The 20,811-nt window shown below is 68.6% G+C and carries 19 protein-coding genes; 14 read left to right on the forward strand and 5 right to left on the reverse strand.

The window, feature by feature from the left end; all coding sequences use genetic code 11:
• Positions 1 to 1,329, forward strand: coding sequence for a D-alanyl-D-alanine carboxypeptidase/D-alanyl-D-alanine-endopeptidase (locus tag KQ305_RS09755; protein WP_259725218.1), 1,329 nt, complete (start codon positions 1 to 3; stop codon positions 1,327 to 1,329).
• A 24-nt stretch (positions 1,330 to 1,353) separates the two neighbouring features.
• Here the strand turns inward: KQ305_RS09755 and KQ305_RS09760 are convergent, their stop codons facing one another.
• Together KQ305_RS09760 and coaD are read right to left on the reverse strand one after the other, a co-directional pair.
• On the reverse strand, positions 1,354 to 2,301 hold the full coding sequence (locus tag KQ305_RS09760; RefSeq protein ID WP_259725219.1) for a hypothetical protein: 948 nt from the start codon (positions 2,299 to 2,301) through the stop codon (positions 1,354 to 1,356).
• Positions 2,294 to 2,797 (reverse strand): pantetheine-phosphate adenylyltransferase, encoded by a 504-nt coding sequence (gene coaD / locus KQ305_RS09765; RefSeq protein ID WP_259725220.1) that lies wholly within the window; start codon positions 2,795 to 2,797, stop codon positions 2,294 to 2,296. The genes KQ305_RS09760 and coaD overlap by 8 nt, the downstream gene beginning before the upstream one ends.
• 68 nt (positions 2,798 to 2,865) lie before the next feature.
• Between coaD and KQ305_RS09770 the strand changes: the two genes are divergently transcribed.
• From KQ305_RS09770 to KQ305_RS09795, 6 genes are read left to right on the forward strand one after another with little or no spacing between them, the layout of a single operon-like run.
• Positions 2,866 to 3,357, forward strand: coding sequence for a flavin reductase family protein (locus tag KQ305_RS09770; protein WP_259725221.1), 492 nt, complete (start codon positions 2,866 to 2,868; stop codon positions 3,355 to 3,357).
• Positions 3,358 to 3,366: 9 nt separating this feature from the next.
• Complete coding sequence (gene uvrC / locus KQ305_RS09775; protein WP_259725222.1) at positions 3,367 to 5,379, forward strand: excinuclease ABC subunit UvrC; 2,013 nt, start codon at positions 3,367 to 3,369, stop codon at positions 5,377 to 5,379.
• Between the two features lie 23 nt (positions 5,380 to 5,402).
• A complete protein-coding gene (locus tag KQ305_RS09780; RefSeq protein WP_259725223.1) occupies positions 5,403 to 5,735 on the forward strand; it encodes a hypothetical protein in 333 nt (110 codons plus the stop codon).
• A gap of 1 nt (position 5,736) precedes the next feature.
• Positions 5,737 to 6,348, forward strand: coding sequence for a protoporphyrinogen oxidase HemJ (gene hemJ, locus KQ305_RS09785; RefSeq protein ID WP_259725224.1), 612 nt, complete (start codon positions 5,737 to 5,739; stop codon positions 6,346 to 6,348).
• Positions 6,335 to 7,000 carry a PHP domain-containing protein gene (locus KQ305_RS09790; RefSeq protein ID WP_259725387.1) on the forward strand — a complete coding sequence of 222 codons (666 nt, stop codon included), beginning with the start codon at positions 6,335 to 6,337 and terminating at the stop codon, positions 6,998 to 7,000. The genes hemJ and KQ305_RS09790 overlap by 14 nt, the downstream gene beginning before the upstream one ends.
• Positions 7,001 to 7,029: 29 nt before the next feature.
• Complete coding sequence (locus tag KQ305_RS09795; RefSeq protein ID WP_259725225.1) at positions 7,030 to 7,566, forward strand: hypothetical protein; 537 nt, start codon at positions 7,030 to 7,032, stop codon at positions 7,564 to 7,566.
• 27 nt (positions 7,567 to 7,593) lie between these two features.
• Here the strand turns inward: KQ305_RS09795 and cobN are convergent, their stop codons facing one another.
• Positions 7,594 to 11,337 carry a cobaltochelatase subunit CobN gene (gene cobN / locus KQ305_RS09800; protein ID WP_259725226.1) on the reverse strand — a complete coding sequence of 1,248 codons (3,744 nt, stop codon included), beginning with the start codon at positions 11,335 to 11,337 and terminating at the stop codon, positions 7,594 to 7,596.
• A 53-nt stretch (positions 11,338 to 11,390) separates the two neighbouring features.
• Between cobN and KQ305_RS09805 the strand changes: the two genes are divergently transcribed.
• Genes KQ305_RS09805 through KQ305_RS09815 form a run of 3 tightly spaced genes read left to right on the forward strand, consistent with a single transcriptional unit; the run spans position 11,391 to position 16,309 of the window.
• Positions 11,391 to 12,308: a branched-chain amino acid transaminase gene (locus KQ305_RS09805; RefSeq protein ID WP_259725227.1), complete on the forward strand. Its 918-nt coding sequence runs from the start codon at positions 11,391 to 11,393 to the stop codon at positions 12,306 to 12,308.
• Positions 12,308 to 15,988, forward strand: coding sequence for a methionine synthase (metH, locus tag KQ305_RS09810; protein ID WP_259725228.1), 3,681 nt, complete (start codon positions 12,308 to 12,310; stop codon positions 15,986 to 15,988). Before KQ305_RS09805 ends, metH begins: the two co-directional genes overlap by 1 nt.
• Before the next feature lie 48 nt (positions 15,989 to 16,036).
• Complete coding sequence (locus tag KQ305_RS09815; RefSeq protein ID WP_259725229.1) at positions 16,037 to 16,309, forward strand: DUF4090 family protein; 273 nt, start codon at positions 16,037 to 16,039, stop codon at positions 16,307 to 16,309.
• Between the two features lie 24 nt (positions 16,310 to 16,333).
• On the opposite strand, the gene KQ305_RS09820 is transcribed toward KQ305_RS09815, so the two are convergent.
• Positions 16,334 to 16,561 carry a hypothetical protein gene (locus tag KQ305_RS09820; RefSeq protein WP_216908660.1) on the reverse strand — a complete coding sequence of 76 codons (228 nt, stop codon included), beginning with the start codon at positions 16,559 to 16,561 and terminating at the stop codon, positions 16,334 to 16,336.
• Between the two features lie 116 nt (positions 16,562 to 16,677).
• Here KQ305_RS09820 and KQ305_RS09825 point away from each other — a divergent pair, with 116 nt between their 5' ends.
• Positions 16,678 to 17,064 carry a DUF2237 family protein gene (locus KQ305_RS09825; RefSeq protein ID WP_259725230.1) on the forward strand — a complete coding sequence of 129 codons (387 nt, stop codon included), beginning with the start codon at positions 16,678 to 16,680 and terminating at the stop codon, positions 17,062 to 17,064.
• A gap of 6 nt (positions 17,065 to 17,070) precedes the next feature.
• Here the strand turns inward: KQ305_RS09825 and KQ305_RS09830 are convergent, their stop codons facing one another.
• Positions 17,071 to 17,835: an SDR family oxidoreductase gene (locus KQ305_RS09830; RefSeq protein WP_399231231.1), complete on the reverse strand. Its 765-nt coding sequence runs from the start codon at positions 17,833 to 17,835 to the stop codon at positions 17,071 to 17,073.
• A 27-nt stretch (positions 17,836 to 17,862) separates the two neighbouring features.
• Here KQ305_RS09830 and KQ305_RS09835 point away from each other — a divergent pair, with 27 nt between their 5' ends.
• The 3 genes from KQ305_RS09835 to KQ305_RS09845 all read left to right on the forward strand — a co-directional run bounded on the left by KQ305_RS09835 (position 17,863) and on the right by KQ305_RS09845 (position 20,769).
• Positions 17,863 to 18,783, forward strand: a complete 921-nt coding sequence (locus KQ305_RS09835; RefSeq protein ID WP_259725231.1) for an NAD(P)H-dependent glycerol-3-phosphate dehydrogenase — start codon at positions 17,863 to 17,865, stop codon at positions 18,781 to 18,783.
• 116 nt (positions 18,784 to 18,899) lie between these two features.
• On the forward strand, positions 18,900 to 19,949 hold the full coding sequence (locus KQ305_RS09840; RefSeq protein ID WP_259725232.1) for a SpoIID/LytB domain-containing protein: 1,050 nt from the start codon (positions 18,900 to 18,902) through the stop codon (positions 19,947 to 19,949).
• Positions 19,939 to 20,769: a DUF4922 domain-containing protein gene (locus KQ305_RS09845; protein ID WP_259725233.1), complete on the forward strand. Its 831-nt coding sequence runs from the start codon at positions 19,939 to 19,941 to the stop codon at positions 20,767 to 20,769. The genes KQ305_RS09840 and KQ305_RS09845 overlap by 11 nt, the downstream gene beginning before the upstream one ends.
• Positions 20,770 to 20,811: the final 42 nt, after the last annotated feature.

The following is a 20,811-nucleotide window of genomic DNA, read 5'->3' on the forward strand; positions in this document are numbered from 1 at the left end:
ATGACCCCGGCCGTCCGCCTCTCCACTGGCTTCCATCGCCGCCCTCTCCCTCTGCGAGTGGTGGCCATGCTGCTGGTGGCCGGGAGTACCGGCCCCCTGGGCACGGCGGCCTGGGCCCAGAGCGCCCCGGCGCTTCCCTCACCCCGCTCCCTGCGCCCCCTGCCGGTGGCTTCGCTGCCGGTGGCGCCGCCACCGGTGGGCATGCCGCGGCTGGCCAGGGAGGTCAGCTGTCCCTTGCTGCAGCGGCAGGTCGCCCAGGCCCTGGGCGATGAACAGTCCCGCTGGAGTGTCAGCGTCGCCGACGGCACTGGACGGCTGCTGGCTGATGTCAACGGGCGCCAGCCGAGGGTGCCGGCCTCCAACCAGAAACTGATCAGTACGGCCTTCGCCCTCGACCGACTGGGCCCCGACTACCGGCTCACCACCCAGCTGTGGCGCCTGCAGGACGGCACCCTGCGCATGGTCGGCCAGGGCGATCCCGACCTGGCCCTGCCCCAGCTGCAACGCTTTGCCCAGCTGGCCATGGCGGCCGGCACTCCCGTGCGGCTGGAGCTGGCTGAGGAAGCCCCCCAGAACTGGTGGCCCAGTGGCTGGCATACGGGAGATCGGGCCTACGCCTATGGCGCGCCGATCACCCGGCTGGCCATCACCAGCAACGCCATCGACGATGCGGTGAGCAATCCCGCTTCCCGGTTGCAGACCCTGCTGCGCCGCTCGATGGCCCAGAACGGCGGCCCGCAGGTGCAGCTGGCCCTGGTCTCGGCCCGCCAGCCCCTCCCCAGCGATGCCGTGCTGATGCACGAGGAGCCCTCCACCTCGATGCACGGCCTTCTCAGCCTGGCCAATACCGAAAGCCACAATTTCACCGCCGAGGTGCTGCTGCGTCAGGCCGCCGGCACCTGGGACCTGGCCGAGGCCAGCCGGCGCACGGTTCTCTGGCTGAATGACCAGGGCCTGCCCATGGAAGGTGTCCGGATCGCCGATGGCAGTGGCCTCGATCGCGCCAACCGGCTCACCAGCCGCTTCCTTGTGGCCTTGCTGCTTCGCATGGATCACCATCCCTATTCCAGGGACTACCTCAGTTCCATGGCCATTGCCGGTCGGCGGGGCACGCTGCGCAACCTCTACAAGGGCACCAGCCTGGATGGTCAGCTCTTCGCCAAGACCGGCACCCTTACCGGGGTGCGTGCGATCAGCGGCGTCCTTCAGACGTCCGATGGCCCCCGTTACGTGAGTGCCGTCTCTGCTGGGGCGGGCGCTCCGAACACCACCATCGGCCGCGTCCTGCGTCAGGTCCAGACGGTGGGGGCCTGCCAACCGGCGTTCTGAGCCCCCTGGTCCTGAGGCCTGAACTCAGCTGGCAAGGCCACGGCTGGCGGCCCGCTTGAGACGGCCGGCGGCCCGGCGGGCCCGGTCGACCGCAGCGTTCTCCAGGGGGATGGGAGCTTCGGGGGGACGGCTGGCGGCGGCCGTCTCCTGACCCTGCAGCCGCACCAGTTCGCGCCGACCACCCAGGACCACCTGGCTGAGTTCCTTGAGGCGCACCTCCAGTTCCCCAAGCACCTGCTCGGCGTAGCGGTTGGCGCCCTCCTGGATGGCGGACGACTCCTGGCGGCTGCGGGCAATCAGAGAATCACATTGCTGCTGGGTCTGCTGGCGGAACTGGAGCGCGTCCGCATGGAGGCGCTCCGCTTCAGCCTGACTTTCACGCTGGACGCGCAGCCCTTCCTGGCGGATGCCTTCGAGATCCTGCAGGGCCTGGGCCCGGCCGCGTTCGTGCTGCTCCAGCAGTTGCCGGTTACGTTCCGCCGCTTCCTGCTCCAGCTGCTGGCGGCGTTGCTGGGCCTCCTGCTCCAGTTGCTGGCGGCGACCAGCGAACTGCTGCTCGAACTGGGCCATCCGCGACTGATGCTCCTGCTCGGTCTGAGCCACTTGCTGGCGGGCCTGCAGCACCATCTGCTCACACTGCTGGCGGGCCAGTTCCCGCTGTTCCGTCACCTGCCGCTCGGCCTCCTGGCGGATGGCAGCGGCATTGATGAGCTGCTCCCGCTCCCGCCGAGCCTGGGTGACGATCTCCTCGGCCTGCAGCCTGGCCTTCTCGATGAAGCCCTCCCGCTGGCGGATGAGGTCATCGGCCTGGGAGATCTGGCCCGGCAGGGCCTCCCGGAGGGCATCCATCATCTCGATGGCGTCCTGCTCGTTGACCAGCCGTCCACCGCTGAAGGGAATCCGGCTGCCTTCGAGGACGATGTCCTCCAGCTGGTCCAGCTGGTCGAGAACGGTGAAACGGACTTCAGCCATATGGAGTTTCCGGCGCTGCCTGTCGATTAAAGAGCCTCTCCAGGTCGATCGCCACTCCCGGCGGGACCATGTGGCCGACATCACCACCGAAGCGGGCCACCTCCTTCACCACCGAGCTGCTCAGAAAGCTGTGGTGCGCTGCGGTCGCCATGAACAGGGTCTCGACCCTGGGGGCCAGGGTGCGGTTGGTGTGAGCAATCTGCAACTCAAATTCGAAGTCGCTCATGGCCCGCAGCCCCCGCAGGATCACCTGGGCGCCACAGGTGTGGGCGTAGGTCACCGTGAGTCCATCGAAGTGGCCCACCTCCACGCCGGCCATTCCCTCGGTGGCGAGGCGAATCTGCTGCAACCGCTGATCGAGGGGAAAGCTCGGCTGTTTGGAGGGATTCATCAGCACCGCGACCACGACACCGTCGAAGAGACGCGCCGCCCGCTCGATCAGGTCGAGGTGGCCGAGGGTGAGTGGATCGAAACTGCCGGGGTAGAGGGCTCGCATGCCCCCCAGCCTATGGAGAGGGGCGCGGCCGGGTTCCTAGAGTTGTCTCCTACCCGCCGCCCCCCCCCATGACCGACGTTGTTCTGGACGCGGCTGCCAAGAAGACGCTGCTGCGCAAAATTCCCCATGGTGTCTTCATCTGCGGCGTTGCTGAAGGGGAGGAGGTGAACGGCTTCACCGCCAGCTGGGTCACCCAGGGCTCCTTCGACCCTCCCCTGGTGGTGATGGCCGTGCGCTCCGACTCCACCAGCAACGGCATGATCCAGCGCAGCGGGCGTTTCTGCCTCAATGTTCTGGCCGCTGATCAGAAGGATCTGGCCGCCGTGTTCTTCAAGCCCCAGAAGGGTGTTGGAGGGCGGTTTGACGCGGCTCCGTTCACCCTCGGTCCCCTGGGTCTGCCGGTGCTCGATGACGCCCTTGGGGCGGTGGAGTGCACCCTGGTGGGCCAGGTGGCCCATGGCGACCACACCGTTTTCGTGGGAGAGGTGAAGACGGCGACCCTGCACCGCGACGCCCCCGCCCTGGAACTGTCCGCCACGGGCTGGCAGTACGGCGGTTGAGGTCCTGCCATGGCTGAGCCGGGCGGCACTCCGGGCGGCACTCCGGGCGGCGACGTCATCGGGCCGCTGCTGCTCCAGCGTGAGCGGCTGTCGGCCCGGCTGAGGGATCTGCCGGCTGAGCCGGGCTGTTACCTGATGCGGGATGCGAGCGATCGCATCCTCTATATCGGCAAGTCGAAGAGCCTGCGGGCGCGGGTGCGCAGCTATTTCCGCAACTCCCACGACATCAGTCCCCGCATCGCCCTGATGGTGCGGCAGGTCTGTGAGATCGAGTTCATCGTCACCGACAGCGAGGCCGAGGCGCTGGCGCTGGAATCGAACCTGATCAAGAACCACCAGCCCCATTTCAACGTCCTGCTGAAGGACGACAAGAAGTACCCCTACCTCTGCATCACCTGGAGCGAGGCCTACCCGCGCATCTTCATCACGCGCCGCCGCCGCCTGCGCAGCCCCCTGGATCGCTTCTACGGGCCCTATGTGGACGTGGGGCTGCTGCGCCGCACCCTGGCCGTGGTCAAGCGGGTGTTCCCGCTGCGCCAGCGTCCCCAGCCCCTGTACCGCGATCGCACCTGTCTCAATTTCGATATCGGCCGCTGTCCGGGGGTCTGCCAGGAAAAGATCGGCTCCGACGATTACCACCGCATCCTGCGCAAAGTGGCGATGGTCTTCCAGGGCCGCAATGACGAACTCCTGGATCTGCTGCGGCAACAGATGGACCGCTACGCCGAACGGCTCGACTTCGAAGCCGCCGCCCGGGTCCGGGATCAGCTGCAGGGCCTCGACCTGCTCACCGCCGACCAGAAGATGAGCCTGGGCGACAGCTCCGTCAGCCGGGATGTGATCGCCCTGGCGGCGGACGATCGCGTGGCCGCGGTGCAGATCTTCCAGATGCGCGCCGGCAAGTTGGTGGGCCGGTTGGGCTACACCGCCGATGCGGCCATCGCCACCGCCGCCGAGGTGCTGCAGCGGGTGGTCGAGGAGCACTACAGCCAGGTGGAGCCGGTGGAGATTCCGCCGGAGCTGGTCTTGCAGCACGCGCTGCCAGCCCAGGAGCTGATCGGTGAGTGGCTGGCGGAGCGGCGGGGGCGCAAGGTGCGTCTGGCCGTCCCCCAACGGCGCCAGAAGGCCGATCTGATCGAGCTGGTGGAGCGCAACGCCGGCTTTGAACTGGCCCGGGCCCAGCGGGGGGCCGAGCAGCAGCAACTGGCCACCGAAGACCTGGCCCAGCTGCTGGAGCTGCCGGTGCCACCCCGACGGATCGAGGGCTACGACATCAGCCACATCCAGGGCAGCGATGCCGTGGCCTCCCAGGTGGTGTTCATCGACGGCCTGCCGGCCAAGCAGCACTACCGCAAATACCGGATCCGCAGCAGCAGCATCCGCGCCGGCCACTCCGACGACTTCATGGCCATGGCGGAGATCATGCGGCGGCGCTTCCGACGCTGGTCCCAGGCCAAGGCCGAGGGGGCCGACCTGGCCGCCCTGCGCCGCGCTGGCGCTTCGGCCCTGCAGACCGATGGCCTCAGCGACTGGCCGGATGTGGTGATGATCGATGGCGGCAAGGGCCAGCTGTCGGCGGTGATGGAGGCCCTGCGGGAGCTGGATCTGCACGAGGACCTGACCGTCTGCTCCCTGGCCAAGCAACGGGAGGAGGTGTTTCTGCCTGGCGCCAGCCAGCCGCTGGACACCGAGGCCGATCAGCTGGGGGTGGTGCTGCTGCGGCGGCTGCGGGACGAGGCCCACCGCTTCGCTGTGAGTTACCACCGCCAGCAGCGGGGCGAGCGCATGAAGCGCTCTCGCCTCAGCGACATCGCCGGGCTCGGCCCCAAGCGGGTCAAGGATCTGCTGGCCCACTTCCGCTCCATCGACGCCATCCAGCTGGCCAGCCCTGAGCAGATCGCCGCCGTCCCCGGGATCGGGCCGGCGATGGCGCGGCAGGTGTGGGAGCACTTCCATCCCCCCATGGATGGGTCTGACATCGCCGGCGATGCTGAGGACGCGCCCCTGGAGCTGGCCGGATGAGGCCAGGGGCGAGGCAGTCGTTCATGAGGCTCTTGTCGGGGCGTCTGTGGGCCGGGGTGCTGGCGCTGTGGCTGCTGCTGCCCTCTGCCGGGGGGGCGGCACTGGCCGCTCCGGGCCTCTGCGTCGGCCCGGTCTGCGGCGACGAGATCAGCCGCAGTGCCAAGCACCACTGGCAGCTCAGGCTCCGGGTCAGCGACCAGGAGAGTCACCGTGAACGGGTCGTGGTGGATTGCCGCGACGGATCCATCAGTCCGCAGCTGGGGCCAGTGGATCGCGCCTATGCCGCCGCCGTGGCCCGCCGCTACTGCCGACTAACTTGGCGATCCGACGCGCCTCCTGGTGCCCCCAGGTCCTGACATGACGCTGCCCCTGACCCTGAGCTGGCCCCCCGAGGCCTACCTCTGGTTCAAGACGCTCCACATCGTCGGGGTGGTGGTGTGGTTCGCCGGGCTGTTCTATCTGGTGCGGCTGTTCATCTATCACCGGGAGGCTGCCGAACTGGATCCCCCTGTGCGGCAGGCCTTCGAGGCCCAGTACAGCCTGATGGAGCGGCGTCTGGCCAACATCATCACCACCCCGGGCATGGTGGTGGCCGTGGCCATGGCCGTGGGTCTGCTGCTGGTGGAGCCGATCTGGCTGAAGCAGACCTGGATGCACGCCAAGCTGGCCGTCGTGGTGGGCCTGCTCGCTTACCACTGGTTCTGCTACCGGCTGATGGGCCAGCTGCAGCGTGGTGAATGCCACTGGAGTGGCCGCCAGCTGCGGGCCCTCAACGAACTGCCCACCTTGCTGCTGGTGCTGGTGGTGATGCTGGTGGTGTTCAAGAACCAGTTCCCCACCGGGGCGGCCACCTGGTTCCTGGTGGCGCTGGTGGTGGCCATGGCGGCCTCGATCCAGTTCTATGCCCGCTGGCGGCGCTTGCGCAGCGAACGGTTGGCCCAGCAGGAGAGCGGTGGTGCTGCGGCCTGAAGCTCTCTCCCATCCACTCACCCCGGTGCTGCGGCAGGTGAAGGTTGACAGCTGCCCTGAGCGTCTCAACTTCCACTGCCACACCATCTGCAGCGACGGCAGTCTTCACCCGGAAGAGCTGGCGGCAGAGGCCGTGGCCATCGGCCTGGAACATCTGGCCGTCACCGATCACCATGCCCTGGCGGCCCATGGGGCCATCGCTTCCGCCTTCGAGGCCCGCAGACGGCAGGGCGAGGCGGTCCCCACCCTCTGGCGCGGGGTGGAGATCAGTTGCCTGCTGGAGGGATGCCTGGTCCACGTCCTGGGGCTGGGTTTCGCTGAAGAGCACCCCTCCCTCCATCCCTACCTGCAGGGCAGCTCCGTGGTGGGGCCGGCCCTGTTGGCCGAGGCCGTGGTGGCGGCGATCCAGGCCGCCGGAGGCCTGGCGCTGCTGGCCCACCCGGCCCGCTACCGCCTGCCCCACCAGCGCCTGATCGCGGCGGCGGCGGATCTGGGCTTCGACGGGGCCGAAGTCTGGTACGACTACGCCATGCGGCCCCGCTGGCAACCCACCGAACTGGTGTGCGAGGCGATCGCGACGGATCTGGAGCGGCGGGGCCTTCTGATGAGTTGTGGTACGGATACCCATGGGCTGGTGCTCCACGGCCGCTAGGGTTTGCTGACACGTTTCTCCTTGCGTCGATGGGCCTGTTCGATCGTCTGTTCGGTTCCCGTGCCGCCTCGGTGACCAAGCCTGAAGCTGCGGCCAAGGCCAAACCCAAGGCCGAGACCTTTTTCCTCGATCCCGAGGCTTCCACCAGCCTTGGCGATGTCAAGTTCATGAAGCGGTCGAACACGATCCGCCACACCTTCCCCGGCAACGCCGACAGCCCCGGCGACAAGGAGATGGTGGCCGAAGTGGCGTCGATGGAGGCCCGGGTGGAGAAGATGACCCCTGGCCTGGCGGGCATCCAGCCCACCGAAAAGGGGTCCGTCAACCTCACCGGTGGCATCCCCAAGACCGTCAAGAAGACCTTCGCCCAGCAGATGAGCGCCGCCGAGCTGGGCCAGCGCATGAAGGGGGCCGCCGTGACCCCCACCAACATCCCCGGTGGTGCCGCAGCGGCGAAGCAACAGAAGGAGGCACAGGCCCAGAGCCAGCCGACGATCACCCAGAAGCCCGCCAAGCCTGGCAACACCGACCCCTTCCGCTCCATGGTCCGGGACCTCGACCTCTGATCCTCTGCAGGCACGCGAGGGCCTGGTTCAGCGTTGCTCCACCAGGCCTTCGCTCTCCAGCACCAGGGCCCTCAGACTCTCCAACCGCTGCGGATCGGCCCCCTCCCAGAGGCCCCGGTTGTGGGCCTCGAGGAGTCGCTCGGCCATGTCCCGCAGGGCCCAGGGGTTGGAGCGACCCAGAAACTCGCGTACGGCCCCGTCTTCGAGCCAGGCCGCAGTGATGGCGCCGTAGCCCCAGTCGGGGACCCGCCCCGTGCTGGCGTCATAGGCGAACAGGTAGTCGAGGCTGGCGGCCATCTCGAAGCCACCCTTGTAGCCGTGGCCTTGCATGGCTTCGATCCAACGGGGATTGAGCAGCCGGGAGCGCAGCACCTTGTCGAACTCCCGCTCCAGGCGGTGCATCCGTGGGCGCTCGCTGCGGGAATGGTCTCCGAACCAGAGGGCGGGGGCCTGGCCCTGGAGCCGCTCGGCAGCGGCGCTGAGGCCCCCCTGGAACTGGTAGTAGTCGTCGGAATCCAGCAGGTCGTGCTCCCTGTTGTCCTGGTTGTGCAGCACCACCTGCACTTGGGCCAGACGCCGCTCGAGCCCGCTCCGGTCGGCCGTGGCGGCGATGGCCCCGCCGGTGGCCCCATCACCGGGATCACCGTCGTAGCGCCAGGCGCTCCAGTTGAGAAAGGCTTCGCCCAGGTCGCCGCGATTCTCCCAGTGGCCGCTGTCGATCAGGCCCTGCAGCCCGGCCCCGTAGGCCCCGGGCGCCGACCCGTAGATGCGACCGCCATGGCCCTCCAGCCGGGCGGAGGCCGCCAGCGGATTGTCCTCGGGATCTTCTGGCAGGCCCGCCACCAGGCGTGTGGCACGGTTGAACCAACCCACCAGCTGGGGGAAGGCGTCCCGGAACAGGCCGGAGATGCGCAGGGTCACGTCCACGCGGGGGCGCCCGAGCAGGCGCAGGGGAATCACTTCCACATCCACCAGCCGTCGCGTCGGGCCATCCCAGACGGGCCGCACGCCCATCAGGGCCAGGGCCTGGCCGATATCCTCGCCGCCGTTGCGCATGGTGGCGGTGCCCCACACCGAGAGGGCCAGGCTGCGCAGGTCGTCGCCCTCCTCCTGCAGGTGGAGCTGCAGCAGCAACTCGGCGCTGCGCCGCCCCAGGTCCCAGGCGGCCTCCGTCGGCAGGCCGCGCAGATCGACGCTGTAGAAGTTGCGGCCGGTGGGCAGCAGATCCGGCCGCCCGCGGGTGGGGGCTCCCGAGGGCCCGGCGGCAATGCGGCCGCCGGCCAGCCCCGTGAGCAGGGCCTGGCGCTCCGCCTCCCCGCAGGCCAGCAACGGCGGCAACAGGGCCTGGCGCAGGTGCTGCAGGGCCCGTTCGGTGGCGGCCCCCAGCGGTAGCGGGTTCCCAGGAGCGCTGCCGGCCAGCTGGGCGCTGACCAGGTCCAGGGCGAGCCCCTCCAGCACGGCGACCCCGTCGCCCGCATGGCGCAGCGTGCTGCCCGGCTGGGCCAGGCCAGCCAGCCGCAAGCGGTCGTCGGAGGAGAGGGACGTCTCCTCCGGGTCGGACCAGGGGTCGAGATCCAGCCCCAGGTCGAGGGCCAGGGCCTGGGTGAGCCCCGGCACTCCCGCCTGGGGGGCCCGGGCCAGGCAGAGCAGCAGTTCGGCCAGCTTCGCCGGCGCCGGCAGGGTGCCGAAGGTGTGCAGGCCGAGGCGGATCTGGGCCTCCTTGAGTTCACACAGGTAGCCGTCGGCCGCCTCCAGCCGCGCTTCCAGATCCTTCTGGGCCAGGGCGGGCAGCTGCAGCTGCTCCAACAGGGTGCCCAGACGCTCCCGCAGCAGGGGCGCCCGGGCGCTGCCCAGCTGCCGCGCCTCCCAGTACTCATCGAGCAGGGCCTCCAGGCCCTGCAGGTCGCCGTGCAGACCGGCCCGGCCCAGGGGCGGGGTCAGGTGGTCGAGGATCACCGCCTGGGCCCGACGTTTGGCCTGGCTGCCCTCGCCCGGGTCGTTGACGATGAAGGGATAGAGATGCGGCAGGGGCCCCAGGGCCCATTCGGGGAAGCAGTCTTGCGACAGGCCCAGCCCCTTGCCCGGCAGCCATTCGAGGTTGCCGTGCTTGCCCACGTGCACCACCACCTGGGCGCCGAAGCTCTGGCGCAGCCAGAGGTATTGGGCCAGGTAGGCGTGGGTGGGGGGCAGATCGGGGCTGTGGTAGCTGAGGCTCGGATCCCTGTCGTAGCCGCGTTCGGGCTGGATCAGCAGCAGCACCCGGCCGAAACACAACCCGCGCACCGGAAAGGCTGGGCCGGTTCCCCCATCCGCCAGCAGCGCCGGCTCCAGGCCCGCGTCGGTTTCGGGTGGCCCCCAGACCGCCTCCAGCCGCTGGCGTCCCTCCTCCGGAAGGGTGGCGTACCAGGCCTGGTAACAGGCCAGGGGCAGGTGGGCCAGGGGAGGGCGATGGCCGCTCTCCGGGTCATTACTGCGGCCCTGCAGGAGGCGGTGGATCAGGGCATCGCCATCGGCTGGCAGATCGCCGGCCGCCCCCAGGTGGTAGCCGGCCTCCGCCAGCCAGCCGAGCATCAGGGCAGCGCTGGCGGGGGTGTCCAGGCCCACGCCATTGGCCAGGCGACTGTTGCGGTTGGGGTAGTTGGCCAGCACCAGGGCGACGCGGCGCTCGGGAGCGGGTGTGAGCCGCAGGCTGACCCAGGCGGCGGTGAGCTGGGCGATCCAGTCGAGCCGCTCCCTGTCCGGTTCGTAGTGGTGCAGGGCCGTGGCCAGGGTGTCGCTGGTGGACGTCCGTTCCTTGAAGGCCCCAACCCGGGTGGTGAGGCGCCCATCCAGTTCCGGCAGGGCCACCTGCAGGCTGAGGTCGAGCGGGGCCAGACCGATGCTGCTCTGGTCCCAGGCCCCGCGGCTGCGGCCGCTGCACAGCACCTGCAACACCGGCACTCCCAGCCGCTCCCACAGGGGAGCTCCCAGGCCTGCCTCCTCAAACGACACCGAAGCGAACCCTGTTCCGCAGAGCACCGCCTGCACATGCTCCCGCCCCAGCAGATCCGCCACGCCCCGCTGCACGGCCCCGTCCCGCAGGCTGCTGACCCAGAGGGCCCTTGGTGAGAGCCCCCGCCGGCGCAGGGCTTCCAACAGCGCCTCCATCACCGCCAGATCGCCCGCTTGCCAGAGAGCCCGGTAGAGGATCACCCCCACCCGAGAGCCGGGCTCGTCGCGCCAGTCGTGGGGCAGGGGATCGGCGGCTGGCGTGGGGCGGGGTGGTTCGGGACGTTTACCCGCCAGCAGGGCCGTCAGGGTCTCAAGCAACAGGCGCAGATTGGCCGCCCCCCCCTCCCGCAGGCAGGCGGCACAGGCCGTGGCCAGGGGGCCCTCAAGGCTGCCGAGGCAGGCCAGGGCCTGCTCCTCCTCGGCGGTGCCGGCCAGCACCAGCAGCTGGCGGGCCTCGTCGCTGCTCGCCCAGTGCCGCAAGCACTCCAGCCCGTAGCTCCAGTGGCCGCGTCCCCCCAGCAGCCGCACCACCACCAGTCGGGTGGTCGCCAGGGTGGTGGCCACGTAGTGGTCGATCACCGCCGGATGCTGCAGCGCTGCAAGGTTGAGGGCCCTCAGCTCCCCCGGCAGCAGCCCAGGCTCTGCCTCAAGCAGCTGGGACACCGCCAGTAGATCCGTGTCGGCGCTGCTGAGCAGCACCACCGGCGCCGGTGGCTGTTCCACGAAGAGGGCCCCGTCGTCCTCCGTCCTGTCCCCGGGTATGGACGCGAGTCGATGCATCACCCCATCCTGCCGAACGCGATGAGAAGATCGCATCGTCGCCACCGCCTTCCATGCACCAGTTCCTGCCCTATGCCTGGTTCGGCGGACAATGCGTCCCCTTCGCTGAGGCCACCCTCTCAGTGGCCACCCATGCGCTGCATTACGGCACGGGCGCCTTCGGCGGCATGCGGGCCCTGCCCAATCCCGCCGACAACAACGAGATCCTGCTGTTCCGCGCCGATCGCCATGCCCGCCGCCTCAGCCAGAGCGCCCGGCTGTTGCTGACCGAGCTGGCGGAGGAGACGATCCACAGCGCCATCCAGGCGTTTCTGCAGGCCAACCGACCCACCTGTCCGATCTACCTGCGGCCGTTCGTGTACACGAGCGACCTCGGCATCGCTCCGCGGCTCCACAACATCCAGACCGACTTCCTCATCTACGGCATCGAGATGGGGGACTATCTCTCCCCTGAGGGGGTCAGCTGCCGGATCAGCAGCTGGTGCCGCCAGGAGGACCGCTCCCTGCCCCTGAGGGGCAAGATCAGCGGGGCCTACATCACCAGTTCGCTGGCCAAGACCGAAGCGGTCAAAAGTGGCTTCGATGAGGCCCTGCTGCTCAACAGCCGCGGCAAGGTGAGCGAGGCCAGTGGCATGAATCTGTTCATCGTCCGGGACGGCGTTCTGATCACCCCCGGCGTCGATCAGGACATCCTCGAGGGCATCACGCGCGCCAGCATCATGGAGCTGGCCCGAGCCATGGACATCCCCGTCCTGGAGCGGGCCGTCGACAAGACCGAACTGATGATCGCCGATGAGGTGTTCCTCAGCGGCACCGCTGCCAGGGTCACTCCGGTGCGTCGGATCGAATCCACCGACCTCTCCAGCCATCGGCCCGTGATGGAGCGTCTTCGCGACCGCCTCACGGCGATCACGGAGGGCCGCGATTCTTCCTATGACCACTGGGTCACCCGCATCCGCCTCGACGCCTGATGGTCGTTTCCGCCGCCATCCATTGCCCCACCGATCGCATCAGCTTCCTCGACTGGCTGCATGGTCCCAGCCGTCCCGTGCTTGTCTTCGACGGCGCCACAGGCACCTCCCTGCAGGAGATGGACCTGTCAGCGGAGGATTTCGGTGGCGCGGCCCTCGAAGGCTGCAACGAGAACCTCGTCTTCACGAGGCCTGATGCGGTCCAGGCGGTCCATCGCCTGTTCCTGGAGGCGGGTTGCGATGTGATCGAAACGGACACCTTCGGAGCCGCTTCGATCGTCCTGGCCGAGTACGGACTGGAGGAGCAGGCCTTCGCCATCAACCGCCGGGCGGCCGAACTGGCCCGCGAGATGGCCGCCGCCTTCAGCACCCCGGCCAAGCCCCGTTTCGTGGCGGGATCGATGGGCCCCACCACCAAGTTGCCCACCCTGGGCCACATCGACTTCGACACGATGAAGGCTTCGTTCCGGGAGCAGGCCGAGGGCCTGATCGCCGGCGACGTTGATCTGTTCATCGTCGAGACCTGCCAGGACGTGCTGCAGATCAAGGCCGCGCTGCAGGGGATTGAGGAGGCCTTCTGTGCCGCCGGCGAACGCCGGCCCCTGATGGTCTCCGTCACCATGGAGACCACCGGCACCATGCTGGTCGGCTCAGACATCGCCGCCGTGGTCGCGATCCTTGAGCCCTTCCCGATCGACGTGCTCGGCCTCAACTGCGCCACGGGACCCGAGCAGATGAAGGAGCACATCCGCTACCTGAGCCAGCACAGTCCCTTTGTGGTGAGCTGTATCCCCAATGCCGGGCTGCCGGAGAATATCGGCGGGGTGGCCCACTACCGCCTCACCCCCACCGAGATGAGGATGCAGATGATGCACTTCGTGGAGGATCTCGGCGTCCAGGTGATCGGTGGCTGCTGCGGCACCACCCCGGCCCACATCGGTGCGCTGGCGGAGCTCGCGGCCGGTCTGCAACCCGCCCAGCGGCAGGTGCGGCTACCCCAGCAACGCCTGGAGAGGCCTCCGCTGCACTACGAGCCGGCGGTGGCCTCGATCTATGGCGTCACCCCCTATTTCCAGGACAATTCCTTCCTGATCATCGGCGAGCGGCTCAATGCCAGCGGCTCAAAGAAGGTGCGGGAACTGCTCAATGCCGAGGACTGGGATGGCCTGGTGGCCGTGGCCCGGGGCCAGGTGAAGGAGAACGCCCATGTGCTCGACGTCAACGTCGATTACGTGGGCCGGGATGGGGTCAAGGACATGCACGACCTGGTTAGCCGACTGGTCACCAATGTCAACCTGCCGCTGATGCTCGATTCCACCGAGTGGCAGAAGATGGAGGCCGGCCTCAAGGTGGCCGGTGGCAAGTGCATTCTCAACTCCACCAACTACGAAGACGGTGATGAGCGCTTCTTCAAGGTGCTCGAGCTGGCCCGTGACTATGGCGCCGGGGTGGTGGTCGGCACGATCGACGAGGAGGGCATGGCCCGCAGCGCCGAGCGCAAGTTCGCCATCGCCCAGAGGGCCTACCGGGATGCGCTCGAATTCGGCCTTCCGGCCCATGAGATTTTTTATGACCCCCTCGCCCTGCCCATCTCCACGGGCATCGAAGAGGACCGGGCCAATGCGGCCGCCACGATTGAGGCGATTCGCCGGATCCGCAGCGAACTTCCCGGGGTGCACGTGGTGCTGGGGGTCAGCAACGTCAGCTTCGGGCTGTCTCCGGCCGCCCGCATCGTGCTCAATTCGGTGTTCCTGCACGACTGCTGCGAGGCAGGGATGGATGCCGCGATCGTCAGCCCGGCGAAGATCCTACCGCTGGCAAAAATCAGCGAGGAACACCAACAGATCTGCCGTGATCTGATCCACGATCGGCGCCGTTTCGAGGACGGGATCTGTGTCCACGATCCCCTCACCCTGCTGACCACCGAGTTCGAGGGAGTCAGCGCCAAAGAGGCCCGGGCCTCTGGACCTTCGCTGGCAGATCTGCCGCTTGAAGAGCGGCTCAAGCAGCACATCATCGATGGCGAACGCATTGGCCTGGATGCCGCCCTCCAGTCGGCCCTGGAGCTGCATCCCCCCCTGAAGATCATCAACACCTACCTGCTGGATGGCATGAAGGTGGTGGGAGAGCTGTTCGGCTCCGGGCAGATGCAGTTGCCCTTCGTGCTGCAGAGCGCCGAAACCATGAAGTCGGCCGTCGCCTTTCTCGAACCGCACATGGAGCGCAAGGAGGGCGAATCCAGCAGCAAAGGCAAGTTTCTGATCGCCACCGTCAAGGGCGACGTCCATGACATCGGCAAGAACCTGGTGGACATCATTCTCACCAATAATGGCTATGAGGTGATCAATCTGGGCATCAAGCAGAGCGTCGATGCCATCGTCGAGGCCCAGCGGCAGCACGGGGCCGACTGCATCGCCATGAGCGGTCTGCTGGTGAAATCCACGGCCTTCATGAAGGACAACCTGGAAGCCTTCAATGAGGTCGGAATTTCTGTTCCCGTGATCCTTGGGGGTGCGGCCCTGACGCCCCGGTTCGTCAATGGCGACTGCCGCCAGGCCTACCGGGGCCAGGTGATCTATGGCCGTGACGCCTTCGCCGACCTGCGCTTCATGGACGCCCTGATGGAGGCCAAGACGGGCGGCCGCTGGGACGATCGATCGGGCTTCCTCGACGGAGCCCCTGAAGGCCTGGGTCTGAACGAACCCGCCGCCCCAACCACCGCCCCAGAGGAGGCCCCGCAGGAGGCCGCAACGGCGCCAGCGGATCCCGTGACGGCCGAACCCCAGACGTCCGGCAGTGAAGAGCGCTCCGCGGCGGTTCCGGCCGAAGCGGCGATCGCCCCCCCCTTCTGGGGCACCCACGTGCTCACCGAGGCGGCCATCGACCTCGATGACGTCTTCGCCTACCTCGATCGCAACGCCCTGTTCGCCGGCCAGTGGCAATTGCGCAAGACCCAGCAGCAGAGCCGGCAGGAGTACGAGGCGATGCTGGCTGAGAAGGCGGAGCCGGTGCTGCAGGAGTGGCTCGGCCGCTGCCGCAGCGAAGGCCTGCTCACCCCACGGGTGGCCTACGGCTACTTCCCCTGCGGCCGCGACGGCAACGCGTTGGTGGTGTTCGATCCCGAGGGCATGGCTGCAGGGGCGTCGTCAGCGGGCGCTGGCCCGGAGCTGGGTCGGTTTGCCCTGCCGCGCCAGCGGGGCGGCAACCGCTACTGCATTGCCGATTTCTACCGCGACGGCGTCACGGCTGCTGACGGCTCCTTGCGGCCCTCGGATGTGCTGCCGATGCAGGCCGTCACCATGGGGGAAGGCGCCACCAGCTTCGCCCAGCAGCTGTTCCAGGCCGATCGCTACACCGATTACCTCTACTTCCACGGGCTGGCGGTTCAGATGGCCGAAGCGCTGGCGGAGTGGACCCACGTCCGCATCCGGAGGGAGACGGGATTTGCCGCAGCTGAGCCCACGGCCCTGCGGGACGTGCTGGCCCAGCGCTATCGGGGCAGTCGCTACTCCTTCGGTTACCCCGCCTGCCCGAACGTGGCCGACTCCCGCCAGCAGCTCGCCTGGCTGGGCACTGACCGCATCGGCCTGACCATGGACGTCAGCGACCAGCTGGAGCCGGAGCAGAGCACCACGGCCCTGGTGGCCCTGCACAGCCAGGCTCGCTACTTCAGCGCCTGAGGCCCCCCGGGCCATGGCAGGCTTTGCCCACCCTTTGCCTCCCTTGCCATGGCCATCGCAGGACCCGGCGGTGTCGATGACGCCATTGCGGCCGGAGTGGACCTTGACGGCACACCGATTCCGGCCGCCATGCTCGCCCTCTACGGCGAAGTGATGGAACTGGAGGGCCGCCGGGCCCGCAGTGGCGTCAAAAAGTCGATGCGTAACCGCATCGTGCGCACCGGTGCCAAACATCTCGACCGTCTCACCCTCGACCAACGCCTGCGGGAGGCCGGTTGGGAGGGGCTCAAGGACAAGGAAATCGCCTTCTTCTACGGCTGAGGCCTCCGGGCGCCTCGGCCGCCATCAGCTGCATAGCTCTTCGAGACTGTCGATCACCTCCTGCTGGAAGGTGTCGAGGGCATCGGAATCGCTCAGATCGATGCCCTCACCGGCCGCGTTCTGGGTGAGTTCCTGGAAGTGGAAGGCACCTTCGCCATGGGCCAGAAACTCCATAGCGGAGGGCTCACCGCTTTCCTTGTAGGCGTCGCAGAGGGCCAGGAAGGCCGCATCCTCGGTGAAATCCCAGCTCATGAAGGGGGTCGTGCTGAATGACCTTTAACGCCTCCCCCCCGGAATTCGTCAACCTCCTGGCCGCTTTTTGTGCCAGTCCTCCGGCAGACTCAGCCCGTTCCACGACCTCCCGGGCCTTGGCCGCTTCCTCCCTGCAGCCCCCAGACGACCAGCGCAATGTGCTGGGTGAACCGTTGCAGGAGTGTGGATGTGCCCCCCTCACCGGATGGTTCCGGGATGGCTACTGCCAGGACGATCCCGCCGATTTTGGCCGCCACACGGTCTGCTGCGTGGTGAATGACGCTTTCCTGAATTACAGCCGAGCCCAGGGCAACGACCTCTCCACGCCGGTGCCGGCCCATTCCTTTCCGGGCCTCCAGGCCGGAGATCACTGGTGTGTGTGTGCCGCTCGCTGGCTCGAGGCCTACGAGGACGGCATGGCCCCGCCGGTGCGTCTGGAGAGCTCCGCCATGGCCACCCTGCAGGTGATCCCGCTGGAGGTACTGCGTAGCCACGCCACCTAGCCAGCTTCACCAGGGCACGGGCTGACCATCCCAGGCCAGGAACGCGCCACTGCTGGCGGCCGACTGCCGCTCCAGCACATCAAGCAGGTGGGCGGCCGATTGTTCCGGCGTGAACAGGGCCGAGGGGGCCTGGAAGCCACTGAAGGGGGCCGAGAGCGGGGTGGCGGCGGTGCCGGGGTGCAGCAGGGTCACACAGGCCTGGGGAAGGCGGCGCTGCCACTCGATCGCCAGGGTGCGCAACAGCTGGTTCTGGGCCGCCTTGGCGGCCCGGTAGCTGTACCAGCCCCCGAGTCGGTTGTCGCCGATGCTTCCTACCCGGGCCGAGAGGCTGGCGAAGTGCACGGGGCCATCCTTCGCCAAGGCCGGCTCGATCGCCTGGGCCAGCAGCAGGGGCCCGAAGGCGTTGACGGCGAAGCTGCGCTCCAGGGCCTGGCGACGCACCTGGGAAAGGCGCTTCTCCGGCTGCAGCGCGCCGTCGTGCAACAGGCCGGCCGTGTTGATCACAACCCGCAGGGGAGCCAGGTCGCGAGTGGCCATGGCCGAAAGCCTCTCCAGGCTGCTGTCATCGGTCAGGTCGAGGGGGAGATCCGCGCCTCGGCGCCCGGCGGTGCGGACCCGCAGCGATGGCGCCCGCCGGGCCAGTTCCGCCGCCAGGGCCAGGCCCAGGCCTCCGGGACCCACGACCAGGGCCTGCCCCTGCCAGGCCTGCCAGTAGGTGTTGGGGGCGGTCGCCATGGCGGGAAAGGGGATGTCGCATGATGGCAAGGCCATCAACGGAAGCGACCCTCGCGTCGGTCCATGAGTCTGCGCATCACGGTGCTGGGTCGGGGTGCCTGGGGCGGCACGTTGTTGCGGCTCTGGGAGCGCCAGGGCCACCGACTCAGTAGTTGGTCCCGGCGGGATGGAGGAGATCCGGCAGGGCATGTCCTCGACTGCGACCTGGTGGTGGCAGCCGTATCGATGGTGGGCGTGGCCCCCCTGGCCAGGCAGTTGCAAGGGCACTGGCCGGCGGATCTCCCCCTGCTGAGTTGCAGCAAGGGCATCGATCTGGACACCCTCTGCACCGCCAGTCAGCTGTGGCAGCGCCATCTCCCCGATGTGCCGCTGGCGGTGTTGAGCGGGCCGAACCTGGCCGATGAACTGGAGCGGGGGTTGCCGGCGGCCAGCGTTTTGAGCAGCCGGGATCATGGCCTGGCCCGTCACCTGCAGGAACAGCTGCGGGCCCCCCATTTCCGCCTGTACACCAACGCCGATCCCATCGGCACCGAGGCCGCCGGGGCCCTCAAGAACGTCATCGCCCTGGCGGCGGGCATCAGCGATGGACTGGGCCTGGGGGCCAATGCCAAGGCCTCCCTGCTCTGCCGTGGCCTGGCGGAGATCGCCGTGGTCCTGCAGGCCCTCGGGGGCCAGTCCAGCACTCTCTACGGGCTGGCGGGCCTGGGGGACCTGCTGGCCACGGCCAACAGCAGCCTGAGTCGCAACTACCGCTTCGGCACCCTGCTGGCGGAGGGGTGTGACGAGGGCACCGCCCTGACCCGGATCGGGGCCACCGTGGAGGGAACCCGCACCGCCCGGGCCACCCTGGCCCTCGCCGAGCGCGAGGGCTGGCAGTTGCCGATCTGCAGCCAGGTGGTGCGGCTGTTGTCGGGCCGGGTGGAGGCCCGCCAGGCGGTGCAGGAGCTGATGCAGCGGGACCTGAGGGCCGAAGCGTCCCCCTGATCCCGAACTCCGACCACGGCGTTGCCATGGGTGCAATGCGCCGACCGTCCTGCGTCAGGAGGCTGAGGGGTGGCATTGTCCGTCATGATCCGGCTATCCCTTTGTGGAACCTCGCCGTGCGACGGCACTTTGCGGCCGCCATTGCCGTTCTCCGTGCCGGTGGCAGGAGGCTGCTTCAGGGTTGCCGGCGCCACCCCATCCTGCTCAGCGCGCCCCTCGCCGTGGTGGCCGTGGGCGCCGGGTTCGCCGCCCAGGACCTTCTCCCTGGCAGCCGTTCTGGCTCGGAAGCGGACCTGCTCGAGGCCCTCATTGCCCAGCCCCGGGAGGTGTCCCGGACAGGCGCCCCTGCGACGGAAACGCCGGACAAGGACCTGCTGGCGGCGGCTTCCCTGCAGGCCCAACGCACCAGCCTCAGCCATCCGGACCCATCCCTGCTGGAACCGGAGGCAGGCCCGGAGGTGCCGCTCGAGATCCGCGTCGCCCTGCTGGGCGCCTCCGCCTCCCCCCAGCTCGGGGCCAGCGGCCACTGGCGACTTGTCGATCGCGACGGCCGTGCTGTCCAGGAGGGCGGCCCCGGCACCTCCCCCGACCTGGGTGCTGCGATGGCTGGACGGGCCGAGATCTGGATGGAGACCGGTTCTGGCCACAGCCTGCTGGTGGATGGCCGGCCCTACGAGGGCCGGCTCAGAGTGCTGGGTGGCTCCCGGGGCCTGCAGCTGGTCAACCATCTCTCCCTGGAGCGTTACATCAGCTCTGTGGTGGGAGCCGAGATGCCCAGCAGCTGGCAGATGGAGGCCCTAAAAGCCCAAGCGGTGGCCGCCCGCTCCTACGCGATGGCCCACATGGCCCGCCCGGCCAGCGCCCACTGGCATCTTGGTGACACCACCCGCTGGCAGGCCTACCGGGGCCTGAACAGCGTCAACCCCCGCACCCGTCAGGCCACCGCCAGCACCTCAGGGGTGATCCTGAGCTACCAGGGCGGAATCGTCGAGAGCCTTTACGCGGCCACCACACGCATCACCCAGGAAGCCCATGGCCACCTGGGGGCCAGCATGAGCCAGCACGGCGCCCAGGACCTGGCCGAACAGGGCTTGCGCTACAACGAAATTCTTGGGCGCTACTACCAGGGCGCCTCCTTGGCCCGTCTGCAGGCCGGTGCGAACTGAGCGCCACTGGCAGCGGGCCAGGGAGGTGTCGGAGCAGGCCCGCCAGCGGGGAGCCCTGATCCCCCTGGACACGCGCATCCTGGCGATCCCTGGCCTGGATCCTTTCGTCGTTCGCCAGCTCCTCTCCTCCACCCCCCGTCATCTGCGCCAGGGGGGACCACGGCCCAACCCCTTCCTGCCCTGGGACCGGCCGCTTCAGGTGGAGCTCCTCGAGCCCGCCCACGTGCTCCTGCTCAACAAATACCCGGTCCAGGAGGCTCACCTGCTGGTCATCACCCGCGACTGGCGCCCCCAGGGTGGCTGGATCGAGGCCGGCGACTGGCAGGCCGTGGCCGGGGTGAGCCAGGACACCGGCGGTCTCTGGTTCTTCAACAGCGGCGCCCGCTCCGGTGCCAGCCAGCCCCATCGGCACCTGCAGTTGCTGCCACGCCGGCAGGGCGAGCCCAGCTGTCCCCTGGCCCCGAGGTTTCTGGCCCAACTGGAGGGGGCTGAGGCGCCCTGGGACTGGGCCTACTGCCTCAGCCGGCGCTCCGATCCCCATGGCGGATCCGACCTGGCCGACCTCTACCTCGCCCATGCCGGTGCGCTTGGCCTGGGGGATCCCAGCAGTGACAGCGAGCCCCAGCATCCCTACAACCTTCTCTTCGACGACCAGTGGTTCCTGACGGTGCGCCGGGTGCGGGAGCACGGCGCCGGGTTCAGCGTCAACGCCCTGGGCTTCGCGGGGTTTCTGCTCTGCACCCAAGACTCAGACAGGGGCTGGCTCGAGACCCACAGTCCGTGGTCCTTGCTGGCGCACGTGGCGGCCCCCCGGGCCTGAGCCTGCGGATCGCGGCTCCCCGGACCCAGTTTGGAAAACTTC

This window comes from Synechococcus sp. CS-1332, from assembly GCF_025127995.1.
Classification (GTDB): Bacteria; Cyanobacteriota; Cyanobacteriia; order PCC-6307; family Cyanobiaceae; genus Cyanobium.

Bases quoted from the DNA above. Each gene is read 5' to 3' on its own strand.
- KQ305_RS09760 (WP_259725219.1), bottom strand. From the start codon at position 2,301: ATGGCTGAAGTCCGTTTCACCGTTCTCGACCAGCTGGACCAGCTGGAG.
- KQ305_RS09815 (WP_259725229.1), top strand. From the start codon at position 16,037: ATGGCCATCGCAGGACCCGGCGGTGTCGATGACGCCATTGCGGCCGGA.
- KQ305_RS09830 (WP_399231231.1), bottom strand. From the start codon at position 17,835: ATGGCCTTGCCATCATGCGACATCCCCTTTCCCGCCATGGCGACCGCC.
- KQ305_RS09820 (WP_216908660.1), bottom strand. From the start codon at position 16,561: ATGAGCTGGGATTTCACCGAGGATGCGGCCTTCCTGGCCCTCTGCGAC.
- KQ305_RS09780 (WP_259725223.1), top strand. From the start codon at position 5,403: ATGAGGCTCTTGTCGGGGCGTCTGTGGGCCGGGGTGCTGGCGCTGTGG.
- metH (WP_259725228.1), top strand. From the start codon at position 12,308: ATGGTCGTTTCCGCCGCCATCCATTGCCCCACCGATCGCATCAGCTTC.
- coaD (WP_259725220.1), bottom strand. From the start codon at position 2,797: ATGCGAGCCCTCTACCCCGGCAGTTTCGATCCACTCACCCTCGGCCAC.
- uvrC (WP_259725222.1), top strand. From the start codon at position 3,367: ATGGCTGAGCCGGGCGGCACTCCGGGCGGCACTCCGGGCGGCGACGTC.
- KQ305_RS09805 (WP_259725227.1), top strand. From the start codon at position 11,391: ATGCACCAGTTCCTGCCCTATGCCTGGTTCGGCGGACAATGCGTCCCC.
- KQ305_RS09755 (WP_259725218.1), top strand. From the start codon at position 1: ATGACCCCGGCCGTCCGCCTCTCCACTGGCTTCCATCGCCGCCCTCTC.
- KQ305_RS09795 (WP_259725225.1), top strand. From the start codon at position 7,030: ATGGGCCTGTTCGATCGTCTGTTCGGTTCCCGTGCCGCCTCGGTGACC.
- KQ305_RS09770 (WP_259725221.1), top strand. From the start codon at position 2,866: ATGACCGACGTTGTTCTGGACGCGGCTGCCAAGAAGACGCTGCTGCGC.
- cobN (WP_259725226.1), bottom strand. From the start codon at position 11,337: ATGCATCGACTCGCGTCCATACCCGGGGACAGGACGGAGGACGACGGG.
- KQ305_RS09835 (WP_259725231.1), top strand. From the start codon at position 17,863: ATGAGTCTGCGCATCACGGTGCTGGGTCGGGGTGCCTGGGGCGGCACG.
- hemJ (WP_259725224.1), top strand. From the start codon at position 5,737: ATGACGCTGCCCCTGACCCTGAGCTGGCCCCCCGAGGCCTACCTCTGG.